This is a genomic window from Cutibacterium nasicola (genome assembly GCF_052654715.2).
In genome coordinates this window covers 900,072-913,168 of sequence record NZ_CP199745.2, presented here as the reverse complement: position 1 = coordinate 913,168, position 13,097 = coordinate 900,072, and the positions used below count along the sequence as shown (strand labels likewise).

Here is a 13,097-nt window from a genome sequence, read left to right as displayed (position 1 = left end):
ACTCGTTCCAATTCGTGGAATCGCACGACCACATCGTGGACCATCCCGGTAGGATTCTCCCCATGACGAACGACGTGACGCAGCTCGCCGTCATCGGCGGTGACGGAATCGGCCCCGAGGTCACCGAGCAAGCTCTCCACGTGTTGGAGCGGACGATCGGGTCCGAGGCCTTCACCATCCATGAGTACCACCTCGGCGCCGAGCACTGGAAGGCCACCGGGGAGGTCCTGGATGACTCCACCTTGGCCGAGATCTCACAGGCTGACGCCATCGTGCTGGGAGCCGTCGGTGCCGCTCCCGGCTCGACCGAGGTGCCCTCAGGACTACTGGAACGAGGTCTGCTGCTCAAACTTCGGTTCGCCCTCGCCCACAGCGTCAATCTACGGCCCTCGACCTGGTACCCCGGCACCGCCACTCCGCTGGCTCCCGAGATCACCGACGCCGGGCCCATCGACTTCATCGTGTGCCGGGAGGGTACCGAGGGTCCCTACTGCGGCAATGGCGGATCGGTGCGGACCGGAACTCCCCACGAAATTGCCACTGAGGTGAGCATCAACACCGCTTTCGGAGTCGAGAGGGTCGTTCGCGACGCCTTTTCCCGAGCCGCGGCCCGCCGAGGTCACCTGACCTTGGTCCACAAGCACAACGTCCTCGTCAATGCGGGTTCACTGTGGCGCCGGATCGTCGACGAGGTCTCCGCGGAGTTCCCTCGGGTGACCACCGACTACATGCACGTCGATGCCGTCACGATCGCGTTGGTCAAGGAACCCCAGCAGTTCGACGTCATCGCCACCGACAACCTCTTCGGAGACATCATCACCGACCTCGCAGGCGCGGTGACGGGCGGAATCGGCCTGGCCCCCAGCGCCAACGTCAACACCTCCGGTGAATACCCGTCAATGTTCGAGCCGGTGCACGGCTCAGCTCCTCACATCGCCGGAACCGGCAAGGCTGACCCCACCGCCGCGATCCTCTCGATGGCCATGCTCCTTGACCATCTCAACCGTCCCAACGACGCCCAGCGTATCCGTAAAGCTGTGTCCGACGACATCGCTGCCAGGGTGTCGGGACCATCCCGTGCCACCAGAGAGATCGGGCGAGCCATCGCCGAACGTCTCTGAGTCCCATCGAGAACCCCGGTCCGAGCGGGCCGGGGTTTCCAGGTGTCCAGTTGTCGATGACCACCGACGGGGCGGATGTTCCCTACTGGCACAATGTCGCCCATGCTACCCATTCCCGAGATTCCTGAAACGGTGACGAAAGCCCTCCACAATGCGCTGGAGATGGGCTACTTCACCACCACCCGTAATGAGACCGGTCGTTTCATGGCCACCTTGGCTGCGGGGGTGCACGGTTCCATCGGGGAATGCGAGACGGGGTCCGGTGCTGGGGCTGCCTGGCTGCGCCTTGGGGCCCGCAAGCGCACCAAGGTCATCAGCTACGAGCCTGACCCGACGGTGTGTGCCCGTGCCCGTGAGGTCTTGGCTGGCCTCGACATCGACATCATTGAGGGCACCTGGGACGACCTGGTGGAACGCGGACCCTTCGATCTGCTCTCCGTCCCGATTCGAGTGGCCCGGGTGCGCGAGGTCGACGAGATCCTCAAGGCGGTCGCTGTTGGCGGCGTGGTCGTCATCGACGACATGCCTCCCAGCCACGGATTCCCCCCACACGAAATCAACGGCACCGTCGACACCACCAGGCTCGCGTGGCTGACCCATCCGAAGGTCCATGCCACTGAGATTCAACTCGCCTCTGACATGGCTGCGATCGTCGCCTGCCGTCTGTCCCCGCGCGGCTGATCCTCTTCCACACCCACAACCCGGACCACAGTCCGAGGGCCCGTGGATCTCCACGGGCCCTCGGCACGAGTCAGCACTGCTCAGGCTCAGCGAGCGGCGTTGCCCTCGGTGTAGTCCTCGTCGGTGGCGGCCAGCCAGGAGTACATCTTGCGAAGCTCCTTGCCAGTGGCCTCAATCGGGTGCTTGGCCTCCTCCTCGCGCAGCTTCTTGAACTCCGGGGCACCGGCATCCTGGTCGTCAATGAAGCGCTTGGCGAAGGCACCGGTCTGGATGTCGTCCAGGACGGCCTTCATGTTCTCCTTGACATGGTCATCAATGACGCGCGGGCCGGAGACGTAGTCGCCGTACTCAGCAGTGTCGGAGATCGACCAACGCTGCTTGGAGATGCCACCCTCGATGATGAGGTCGACGATCATCTTCATCTCGTGGCAGACCTCGAAGTAGGCCATCTCCGGCTGGTAACCGGCGTTGACGAGGGTCTCGAAGCCAGCCTGGATGAGGTGCGACAGGCCACCACACAGCACGGCCTGCTCACCGAAGAGGTCGGTCTCGGTCTCCTCGCGGAAGCTGGTCTCGATGCCGCCGGCGCGCAGACCTCCGAGGGCCTTGGCGTAAGACTTGGTCAGATCCCACGCCGTTCCGGAGGCGTCCTGCTCGACGCAGACCAGCACCGGGACGCCACGCCCGTCGGCGTACTCACGACGCACGATGTGGCCGGGGCCCTTCGGGGCAACCATGCAGACGTCGACGCCCTCGGGGGCCTTGATGTAACCGAAGTGGACGTTGAAGCCATGGGCGAAGAAGAGTGCGTCGCCATCCTTGAGGTGCGGGGCGATCTGCTCTGCGTACAGCTGACGCTGGTTCTGGTCAGGAGCCAGGACCATGACGACGTCGGCCTCCTCACAAGCCTCCTCGATGGGCAGCACGCGCAGCCCCTGGGCCTCGGCCTTGGCGATCGACGAGGAGCCCTCGCGCAGACCGACACGCACGTCAACACCGGAGTCACGCAGGTTGAGGGCGTGGGCATGACCCTGGGAGCCGTAACCGATGACGGCAACCTGACGGTTCTGGATGATGGACAGGTCGGCGTCGTCGTCGTAGTAGATCTTTGCCATGATGTGTTCTCTCCTTGTTGGGTTTGGGCCTTGTTGTCTTTTCGTTGAGGAATCCCAGATCATCCGGAGCGTTTTGTCTTGAGGGCGGCGGCACCACGGTTGAGTGCCACCTGTCCGGATTGAACGAGTTCGATGATTCCGAATGGCTCAAGCATCTGCAGCAATGCGTCCAGCTTCTCACGCCCCCCGGTCGCCTCGATCGTCAGCGACTCCAGTGAGACGTCGACGGTCTTGGCTCGAAACAGCTCTACGGTGTCGATGATCTTCGAGCGGTTCTCGACGTTGGAGCGCACCTTGACGAGGATGAGCTCACGGGTCACCGCACCGGGATCCAGCTCGACGATCTTGTGAACCTCGATGAGCTTGTTGAGCTGCTTGACGATCTGCTCGAGGGCCTGGGCCGAGACGACGCTCATTCCGATCGTCATCCGGGACTCGCTGGGATCATCGGTCGGCGAGACGGTCAGGGACTCGATGTTGTAACCCCGGCGGGCGAACAGGCCCGACACCCGGGTCAACACGCCCGGACGGTTCGTCACCAGCACCGACAGCACGTGTGTGGTCATCTCAGTTCTCCTCGGTCTCGTCGTCTACGCCGTCCTCGTCATCGACAGGTGCGGTCTCATCCCCGGCGTGTCCCCAGTCGGGGGCCATGCCGCGAGCGATCTTGATGTCATCGTTGCTGGCTCCGGCAGCCACCATCGGCCACACCATGGCGTCGGTGTGGACGACGAACTCCACCACCACCGGACGATCGTTGATCTCGTTGGCAGCCTTGATCGTCTCGTCGACCTTGTCCGGATCGGTCACGCGGAAGGCCGCACAGCCCATCGCCTCGGCGAGCTTGACGAAATCCGGCAGACGGTCTGAATGCAGGTCAGTGTGGGAGAACCGGGAATCGAAGAAGAGGTTCTGCCACTGCCGCACCATGCCCAACACGTTGTTGTTGATGATGGCGATCTTGATCGGCGCACCATTGAGGGCAGCCGTGACGAGCTCCTGATTGGTCATCTGGAAACAGCCGTCACCGTCAATACCCCACACGGTGGCCTCGGGACGCCCGATCTTGACCCCCAGAGCCGCCGGGACGCAGTAACCCATCGTTCCGGCTCCACCGGAGGTCAGCCAGGAGCGCGGCTTGTCATGTGGCAGGAAATGGGAGGCCCACATCTGGTGCTGGCCCACACCGGTCACGAACACGCTGTGCTCAGGTGCCAGGGCTCCAATGCGCTGGATGACCTGCTGCGGGGAGATCTCACCCTCGGGAACCTCTTCCCACGACGGTGCGTAAGACTCCTTCATCCGCTGCAGCTGACGCACCCAGCTCGAGATGTCGGCCAGCTCCTTGTCCTCCAGGGACTCCGCCAGGCGCGACAGAGTCAGCCTGGCGTCACCGACGATCGGGACATCGACGTGACGGTTCTTGCCGATCTCAGCGGGATCAATGTCGGCGTGGATGACCTTGGCGCCGGGAGCGAAGGTATCGAGCCGTCCAGTGACACGGTCGTCGAACCGAGTGCCGACAGCAATGAGCAGATCGGCGCGCTGCAACGCTCCGACAGCAGCCACCGAGCCGTGCATGCCGGGCATGCCCAGAGCTAGCGGATGGGTGGACGGGAAGACATCACGGGCCGTCAAGGTGGTCACAACCGGGATGCCCGTCATGTCGACCACCCGAGCCAGCTCGCCCGCAGCCTCGGCCCTGGCGACGCCTCCACCGATGTAGAACACCGGACGACGAGCGGCACGAATGAGGTCGCGCGCCTCCTTGATCTGCCTGCTGTGGGGACGAGTCGTCGGCCTGTAGCCAGGCAGATCGTACTGCTTGGGCCACGTGAACGGGACGACCGAGGTCTGGGCGTCCTTGGTGATGTCAATGAGGACCGGCCCGGGCCGCCCGGTCGACGCGATGTGGAAGGCCTCAACCATCACCAGCGGGATGTCGTCGGCACGAGTGACGAGGAAATTGTGCTTGGTGATCGGCATCGTGATACCGCGAATGTCAGCCTCCTGGAAGCCATCAGTTCCGATGAGGCTGGTACCGACCTGACCGGTGATGGCGACCAGCGGTACCGAGTCCAGGTAGGCGTCGTAGAGGGGGGTGACGAGGTTAGTTGCGCCTGGTCCCGAGGTCGCCATGCACACGCCCACCTTTCCGGTGGCCACTGCGTAGCCCTCTGCGGCATGACCAGCCCCCTGCTCATGGCGCACCAAGATGTGCCGCACCTTCGCGGAATCCATCAGCGGATCATAGGTCGGCATGATCGCGCCACCGGGAAGCCCAAAGACGACCTCGACACCGAGCTTCCCAAGGCTCTCAATGACGATCTGTGCGCCAGTCATCATTCGTTGCTGCCGGGATTCCTCGGCCATGTCATCCTCCATCCGTGGTTGTGAAACGGCTTCATTGGTGCTGTCAAAGTCCTGGACAAGAAAAAACCCTCGCTGCCGAGTGGCACACGAGGGAGCGTCCTATCCGAAGATGAGGACGCTAACCAATAACAATGAGCTGGCCGTTCATACCTTTGATCTTTGTGCATGGACGGCCAGCCGTCAACCAATTCGGACATACGTCCCACATTGTGGACTATTTTCTGTGCGGCTCTCCGCTCACCATGGCGGCAATCTCCTCGACCGGACGCAGCGGCATGGTCGAACGAATGGCGTTGATCCCGGGCTCGCTGTCGTACCGCGGGATGACATGGACGTGGAGATGGTGGACGCTCTGACCAGCGACGTCACCGGCATTGGAGACGATGTTGACTCCGGATGCTCCCAGCGAGTCGACCAGACGGCGAGCGACCTTCGTCACCATCGGGCTGATCCGAGCCAACTCCCCGTCGTCGTCAAGGACGCTCGTGACGTGCTTTCGCGGAATGACGAGGGTGTGGCCATCCTGGAAGGGCTCGATGTCGAGGAATGCGACCGAGGTGTCGTCAGAACCAATGATCGTCGCGGGGATGTCCCCCGCAGCAATTGAGCAGAAAAGGCAGTCCATGAATCATGACTACCACAACGGCTCTTCCTGATGGCGGTGTTCGCTCAGCGGACCTCGAAACCGGCCTTGCGCAAGCCGTCCTTGACCTGAGCTATCGTCAGGGTGCGGTAGTGGAAGACGGACGCCGCCAGGACGGCATCGGCACCGGACCGCACCGCCGCGACGAAGTCAGACACCGTGCCAGCCCCACCCGAGGCGATGAGTGGGACGTCGACTGCCTGGCGCACCGCCTCAATCATCTCGATGTCGAAACCGTCCGTGGTGCCATCGGCATCCATGGAGTTGAGCAGGATCTCGCCAGCCCCTCTGTTGACGGCTTGCCGAGCCCACTCGACGGCGTCGAGTCCGGCTGATCGGCTTCCACCGTGGGTGGTCACCCCGAATCCGGAAGGCTGATCTGGCTCCCGTCGTGCGTCAACCGACAACACGATCACCTGAGTACCGAATCGGTCGGCGACCTCGTCGATGATTCCCGGGTTGGCGATGGCTCCGGTGTTGACACCCACTTTGTCGGCACCGGATCGCAGCAGGACGTCGACGTCGTCGACCCCTCGCACACCGCCGCCCACTGTCAGGGGTACGAAAACCGTCTCGGCGCAGCGGGTCACCATTTCGCAGGTCGTGGCTCTCCCCTCGGTCGAGGCAGAGATATCGAGGAAGGTCACCTCGTCAGCCCCCAGACGTCCGTATTCGGCCGCCAATTCCACCGGATCACCGGCATCGCGCAGACCGACGAAGTTGACGCCTTTGACAACTCGTCCGTCCTTGACGTCGAGACATGGGATGACACGCACAGCCACAGCCATGGCCACAGGCTACCGGGTGTGGACCCTTGGTGCAGTGGGTGATCCAGGTGTCATCGCAGGTGAGGGGCGGTCTCACTCCTCCTCGCGATCCATGATGACAACACCGCGCTGCATGGCACCGACCACCTGACGGCAGGTGTGAGCGAGCTCCTCAGAGACTCCCGCATGAGCGATTTGACCCGCCAGATCACAGACCTGACGCACCCGTCGTACGAAGTCACCGGCGCTCATGTCATCAAGCACCGTCTCCAAACCGGCCCCTGCAGCCCAGGCATAGGCCGTTTCCGCGAATCCGATGTCGAGGTCGCGGGGGCGCTCAATGCGGTGATCCCGTTCCAGCAGGCCGATCTCGGCTCGCACGGCTCGAAGCTGGGATTCCGCCGACTCACTGGCCTGGTCGGGCATGCGGTGCAGGTGGCCACGATCACCGGGACGAGATTCGTAGACAATGGTCGACAACACCGCGGCGAGCTGAGGGTGATCGAGTTCGTCGAAGATGCCACGCCTCATGGCCTCGGTCGTCACGAGGTCCAGCTCGGAGTAGATCCCCGACAGCATTCGACCGGCGTCAGTGACGTCCTGGCCATCCTCCCCGAGGTATCCCAGGGCTTCCAGGACGAGCACGATCCGCTCGAACTGGGTTGCGATGGAGGTGGCCTTGGCTCGCGCTTTCGCCAGCTCTCGTTCGCTGCGTCGAGTCAGCCTCATGGCACGTTCGGCGAAACGGGCATGGGATTCCCGATCCGGACAGGAATGGCAGGGATGCTGCCTCATTCGAGTTCGTAGGTCATGGATGCGCTCGGCCAGCTCCGCGTCCACCTCGAGACGTCTAGGTTGGATGACCGGCTCCCCCAGACCATCAAGGACGCGATCGAAGGCCTTGCCCAGGCAACGTCGATCGGCCTGATTTCCGGGGTGGAAATGGCGCGGAACCTTGACCCCGGCGACCCTCTTGACTGGGGCATCGACGTCCTCATGGCCAAGGCGAATGACGGTCCGCCCCGGAGTCATGACGAGTGGCTTCGGACGTTTGCCCCTCTTTCCGTGAGTTCCGGGATCGACGACGACAACCCACCCGGCGTGCGGCCCGGACGGTACCGCGATGACGTCACCCGGATCGAGACGGGACAGGGAATCGGCGATCTGGCTGGGCCGATCCGCCTTGCGCAGTCGAGCCTGCTCATGTTCCAGCTCGCTGATTTGCTCACGCATCCGGGCGTATTCGGCGAAGTCGCCGTGCTCACAGTGGGCAGCATTCAGGTAAGCGTCGATCTCGGACTGGGTCTGACGGCTACGCACGGCTGAACCGCCCAGTCTTCGATCCGTCTGGAACTGGGCGAAGGAATGCTCCAGTAGATCACGTGCCTTCTCCCGGCCCATGGATCCGACGAGATTGACGGCCATGTTGTAAGTCGGGACGAAGGCCGAGTTGAGCGGATAGGTCCGCCGGGAGGCCAACCCGGCCACCGCACGCGGGTCCATGCCAGCCTGCCAGCACACGACCGCATGTCCCTGGGTGTCGATGCCACGGCGTCCAGCACGACCGGTGAGCTGGGTGTACTCGCCCGGGGTGATGTCGGCGTGGGTCTGTCCGTTGTACTTCACAAGCTTTTCCAACACGACCGTGCGGGCAGGCATGTTGATGCCCAGGGCCAGGGTCTCGGTGGCGACGACAACCTTGAGGAGACCTGCGACAAACCCTTCCTCGACGATGGCCTTGAGCACTGGCAGTAACCCTGCGTGGTGAGCGGCGATACCGCGCTCGAAGGCCACCACGAAGTGGTTCCAGCCCACCGCTCGACGTTCCTCGTCGGTCAATCCTTCGCCGTGGCGCTCCGCGATACGACGCAGTTGGCGGGCTTCCCGCTGGCTCGTGAGCACCAGGTCGGTGTTGAGCAATTGGCTGACGGCGGCGTCACATCCGGCTCGGGAGAACACGAAGATGATGGCGGGCAGCAAGTTGGCCCTCTGGAGGGACCGCACGACCTGAATACGACTGGGCCGATGACGAGGACCGCGCGGCTTGTCACGTCCGCCTCGTCCTCGACGCTGGGCGGAAGCTCCGCCAAACCGCCCGCTGCCATAGGAAACATTGCGTTTCCCCTTGCCCGAGCGGCCTCGGGGGCGGCGGGAGTCGTCCCGCTGGAATCTGGACTCCTCCCTGGCTATGGACACCAGCTCCTGATTGACCTCGGTGGGGCGTCTGTCGTCAAAAAGATCGTGGAGATGCCGCCCGACGGCAACGTGCTGGGTCAGGGGGACCGGACGACGCTCGGAGACGACGACTCTAACGTCCCCGCGTACCTCGTCGAGCCATTCTCCGAATTCCTCGGCATTGGAGACGGTCGCTGACAGCCCGACGATCTTGACCTTCGGATCCAGGCCGAGGATGACCTCTTCCCACACCGGCCCGCGGAAACGGTCAGCCAGATAGTGCACCTCGTCGAGCACGACCCAACCCAGGGCGTCGAGGGTGTGGGAGCTGCGATAGATCATGTTCCGCAACACCTCGGTCGTCATGACGACAACAGGAGCTTGCGAGTTGATGGTGATGTCACCGGTCAACAGACCCACCTGGTCCTCACCGTGACGAGCCACCAGATCATGGAACTTCTGGTTGGACAGCGCCTTGATGGGGGTGGTGTAGAAACACTTCAGACCTGAGGCCAGAGCCAAGTCAGTGGCATACTCGCCGACCACCGTCTTGCCGGCACCCGTCGGCGCGGCAACGAGAACCCCGGCACCGTCGTCGAGATCCTGACAGGCCTTCACCTGGTAGCCGTCGGGTTCGAAGGACAGCCCTGCGATGAACCGGTCAAGAGTCTCGCTCATGTCTCCAACCTAGCGACCAGGTACGACCGTCACGGCAGACCGACGAAGTTTACCGCGAAGGGACAGGCCAGGACGGTCAGTTGCAGCTACCCACGGCTCGAGACGACTGGCACGAGTCAATCGATCTGAACGTTGAATTCGGACTTGTCGATTCCCAAGTCGTCAGTGTTGCGTTTGCGCTCATTACTGCGGCAGATCCACTCGGCGATGACGTACATCACGCTCAGTGGGACGGCCAGGGCGCACATGGAAATGGGGTCACCGGACGGATTGACGAAGGCGCCCAGGCAGAAGAATCCGAAGATGGACCACTTGCGAGCCGCCTTCAACTGTGAAGATGACAGAACGTGAATCAAGTTGAGCAGGACCAGGACCACTGGCAGCAGGAAGCTCACGCCGAACAGCAGGATGACGCGGATCTCCAGAGCCAAGAAGGCATTCATGTCGAGCAGGTTGGTGATGCCCATGCCATGAGGCGTGAAATTCAGCATAAGGGCGATGCCCTTGGGCAGCACCCAATAACCCAGCGCCGAACCGATGAGGAACAGCGGAATGGCCGATCCCAGGAATCTCAGCGCCCACTTCTTCTCGTTGACGAGCAGACCAGGGACGATGTAGGCCCATATCTGGTACAGCCAGACGGGACAGGCTGCGATGAGTCCGGCGACGATGGCCACCCTCATGTTCAACACGAACGGGGCGACGACACCGGTGTTGACGACCTGCAGGGAGGCCGCTGGATTCTTGTCCTTGATCGCGGCGCTGGCCTGCTGGTAGGGATACATGACGATCTCGACCAGCGGCCGATAGAACACGAAGGCCACGGAGCTCGTGATGACGACCGCGATGAACGACACGATGATTCGGTACCGAAGTTCCCGAACGTGGTCCAGGAGCGACATCGCACCGCCCTCCCCGGCCTGGGGTGGACGGAATCGGGCAAACCGACGATGATCCTCACCGTCAGTCTGCTCGACCGGGGTATCCGTGGCCATGGGTTAACTCACTCGGTCGGCTTGCTCTGATCCTTGGCGACGTCAGCCTCGACGGCCGTGGTGTCCTTCTCGGCCTCCTTGTCCTTGCCCTTCTCGAGACCGGCCGTCTCTTCCTTGAACTCACGGATGGCGCGGCCGGCACCCTTGCCGACGCCGGCGATGCGGGAACCACCGAAGAGAACAAGCGCGAGGATGATGATGATGATGATGGTCATGTCATTCGCGATGAGCAGAGGAGCCATTGAGGCTCTCCTTCCAGACTTGGCTGGCATCCGTTCCCATACCACACGGGGGGTCGCCAGCTCGACGATCGGCGTTCAGGCTACCACGATGATCAGCGTACGTCGGACCTCATCGACTCCTTGCCAGCGGTGGTGTCGAAATCCTCCAGAATGTGGGCCAACTCATCGAGCCGACCGGTCGTCTGTTCCACGCCGCTCAGCAGTGCAGCGGCCTTGCGCCACAGCCAGATCGTGCCGACCACGATCTCCACGACGAGCAGGACGAAGGCGAGGACAAGGACCCACAACCACCCCATCATCACTCGCCCCCAGCCTCACGCCGTGGCACCTCAATGCCGTTGGCCGCGGCCGCCGCGCGTGCCAGCTGAATCGCAGGAGCAGCCGCGCGAGGCGGATCAACGGCGAGGACATCGCAGCCCAGACCCACCATGAGTTCGGCGAGCCAGGTCGCAGAGGCGACCGCGAATGTCACCTTCCACACGTCCCCGTCCTTCTCGACGTGGCGCACCGGGTGATATTCGGCGACCCATCTGGCACGCGGGGCCAGGGTCAACGTCACCTCGTCAACGACATCCGAGAACCACTCAAGGGTCTTGGGCGGGCGGCCATGGTTGGTGGCGTGGCCGACCCTCTTGCCCGTCACGATGCGGTCCAGACGCCATGTTCGCCACTGCTTGCGAGCCATCGACCATCCGACGAGGTAACGATGCCCGTCACGAACCTCCACCCGAACAGGGTCGACGACCTGAGTGTGCGGGGTCGGATCGTCGCCTCGCTTGTGGACGATCTCAATGCGCCATTTGTTGGCGCACGCCCCGGTGAACCACTCCGAACGCGGGTCGTAATCGGCCTCCACACTGGCCTCCACCGGGTCCGGACCGGACTGCGGGCAGACCTGGCGCAGTTTCTCAACCGCCGAGGCCACGGCGGGCCGAACCGTTTCGTCAGCCAGATCGGCGATGACCTGCAGGGCGGCTAGCAGGGACCACGCCTCGTCGGGAGTCAACCGCATGGGACGTGGCAGGGCGTCGGCATTGGTGATTGTGATGGTGCCGTCGGAGTCAACGGCATCCATGTCGATGTCTATGAGGTCGTCCGGCATACCGCCGGGCAGGCCGACCATCCACAGGATCTTGAGATCAGCGATCACCCGATCGGTGGTCACTCCGAATACTCGGGCGACCTCGGTGACGGCGACTCCGGGGTGGGACCGCAGATACGGGATGAGCGCGAGCAGCCTGGCGGTGTCAGTACGAGCGGTCATGAGACATCCTCCTGCAACCGCAGGACAGCCTGAATACGATCGGCGAGCACCGTGCGGGCCTTCTCCGGGGCGAGCAGAATGATGCGTCCACCAGCGCGCAGCACGGCGGTGGCGGCCTCGCCATATCCACCGAACCCGCCGGTGACGACCTCGTACCCCTCGGGAACGGGCCCGTCCCACTCGGCGCGAGTCGTCATGACCCCCAGACGCACACCGGGAGCAACAGCCAAGGTGACGTCGACCTCCTCAGGCTCGGGCGGTTCAAGGCGATTGAGGTGGGCCTCAATGACCTCAGGTTCGGGACTGGTGACGGTACCGGGCTCCCCCACCGTGGTCACCGCAGAGCTGATGCGCGAGAGGCGGAACAGTCGCGGTTCGTCACGGTCGACGTCATGTCCGACGAGGTACCAACGTCCGCGGCGCAAGGCCATCCGCCATGGATCGACGGTGCGCTGTTTGCCACCTCGGTACCCGAATCTCACCCGGGAGCGATCGATGGTGGCCCGCCACAGATCGGAGAAGGATGGCGCATCAGCACCGGTGACGACCTGGGTAGCGATACCGGCCTCGGTGTCGGGTTCGACACCAGCCGCACGTAGCTTCACCAGCGCAGAGGTGGAGGACTCGTCAAGAACGGATTCCCGCCACACCCGCGCCGCGGTGGCCAGGGCGTCAGCCTCGGCCTGGGTGAACTGCACAGGTGGTAGCTCGACGTCAGCACGAGGGATCCGGTAGCCGACCTCGTCACCGAAGAAGGTATCGAGGGTCACGGACTCGACAGTGATGCCGATCCGACGCAGTTCCTCCTTGTCGCGCTCGAACGAGCGCTGGAAGGCAACCTCAGAGACGTTGCGGTAGTCCTCGATCATGTCGCGCAACTGAGCACGAGTGAGAGGACGGTCGGTGACCAGGAGAGCGATGACGAGGTTGACCAACCTCTCCGAACGCTGCGCAGCCATCGGCACCCTCCTTCCAGCGTCACAGCCTACCCATATGGGCGGGCACAGCCATTCCGTCACAACAATTGTTGCCTACACTGCCGC

At 63.3% G+C, this 13,097-nt stretch carries 13 protein-coding genes; 2 read left to right on the top strand and 11 right to left on the bottom strand.

Annotated features, from left to right (window positions below; translation table 11 throughout):
* The first annotated feature begins 62 nt into the window (after positions 1-62).
* Positions 63-1,121, top strand: a complete 1,059-nt coding sequence (locus ACUCCZ_RS04205; protein ID WP_435916400.1) for a 3-isopropylmalate dehydrogenase — start codon at positions 63-65, stop codon at positions 1,119-1,121.
* Positions 1,122-1,223: 102 nt separating this feature from the next.
* Positions 1,224-1,802 carry an O-methyltransferase gene (locus ACUCCZ_RS04200; RefSeq protein WP_435916399.1) on the top strand — a complete coding sequence of 193 codons (579 nt, stop codon included), beginning with the start codon at positions 1,224-1,226 and terminating at the stop codon, positions 1,800-1,802.
* Positions 1,803-1,888: 86 nt separating this feature from the next.
* Here the strand turns inward: ACUCCZ_RS04200 and ilvC are convergent, their stop codons facing one another.
* From ilvC to ACUCCZ_RS04145, 11 genes are all read right to left on the bottom strand, one after another.
* Positions 1,889-2,917: a ketol-acid reductoisomerase gene (gene ilvC, locus ACUCCZ_RS04195; RefSeq protein ID WP_435916397.1), complete on the bottom strand. Its 1,029-nt coding sequence runs from the start codon at positions 2,915-2,917 to the stop codon at positions 1,889-1,891.
* A 59-nt stretch (positions 2,918-2,976) separates the two neighbouring features.
* On the bottom strand, positions 2,977-3,483 hold the full coding sequence (gene ilvN / locus ACUCCZ_RS04190) for an acetolactate synthase small subunit (RefSeq protein ID WP_435916396.1): 507 nt from the start codon (positions 3,481-3,483) through the stop codon (positions 2,977-2,979).
* 1 nt (position 3,484) lies between these two features.
* On the bottom strand, positions 3,485-5,290 hold the full coding sequence (locus ACUCCZ_RS04185; protein WP_435916395.1) for an acetolactate synthase large subunit: 1,806 nt from the start codon (positions 5,288-5,290) through the stop codon (positions 3,485-3,487).
* A gap of 214 nt (positions 5,291-5,504) precedes the next feature.
* Entirely contained in the window at positions 5,505-5,915 is a 411-nt protein-coding gene (locus ACUCCZ_RS04180) for an HIT family protein (RefSeq protein WP_435916394.1), read from the bottom strand.
* Between the two features lie 44 nt (positions 5,916-5,959).
* On the bottom strand, positions 5,960-6,721 hold the full coding sequence (hisF, locus tag ACUCCZ_RS04175) for an imidazole glycerol phosphate synthase subunit HisF (RefSeq protein WP_435916393.1): 762 nt from the start codon (positions 6,719-6,721) through the stop codon (positions 5,960-5,962).
* 72 nt (positions 6,722-6,793) lie between these two features.
* Positions 6,794-9,553 (bottom strand): DEAD/DEAH box helicase, encoded by a 2,760-nt coding sequence (locus ACUCCZ_RS04170; RefSeq protein ID WP_435916392.1) that lies wholly within the window; start codon positions 9,551-9,553, stop codon positions 6,794-6,796.
* A 116-nt stretch (positions 9,554-9,669) separates the two neighbouring features.
* Positions 9,670-10,548, bottom strand: a complete 879-nt coding sequence (gene tatC / locus ACUCCZ_RS04165) for a twin-arginine translocase subunit TatC (RefSeq protein WP_435916391.1) — start codon at positions 10,546-10,548, stop codon at positions 9,670-9,672.
* Positions 10,549-10,556: 8 nt separating this feature from the next.
* On the bottom strand, positions 10,557-10,790 hold the full coding sequence (locus ACUCCZ_RS04160) for a twin-arginine translocase TatA/TatE family subunit (RefSeq protein ID WP_435916390.1): 234 nt from the start codon (positions 10,788-10,790) through the stop codon (positions 10,557-10,559).
* A 92-nt stretch (positions 10,791-10,882) separates the two neighbouring features.
* Positions 10,883-11,086, bottom strand: coding sequence for a hypothetical protein (locus ACUCCZ_RS04155; RefSeq protein ID WP_435916978.1), 204 nt, complete (start codon positions 11,084-11,086; stop codon positions 10,883-10,885).
* A gap of 2 nt (positions 11,087-11,088) precedes the next feature.
* Positions 11,089-12,054 carry a WYL domain-containing protein gene (locus tag ACUCCZ_RS04150; protein WP_435916389.1) on the bottom strand — a complete coding sequence of 322 codons (966 nt, stop codon included), beginning with the start codon at positions 12,052-12,054 and terminating at the stop codon, positions 11,089-11,091.
* Positions 12,051-13,013, bottom strand: coding sequence for a helix-turn-helix transcriptional regulator (locus ACUCCZ_RS04145; RefSeq protein WP_435916388.1), 963 nt, complete (start codon positions 13,011-13,013; stop codon positions 12,051-12,053). The genes ACUCCZ_RS04150 and ACUCCZ_RS04145 overlap by 4 nt, the downstream gene beginning before the upstream one ends.
* Between the last annotated feature and the right edge of the window lie 84 nt (positions 13,014-13,097).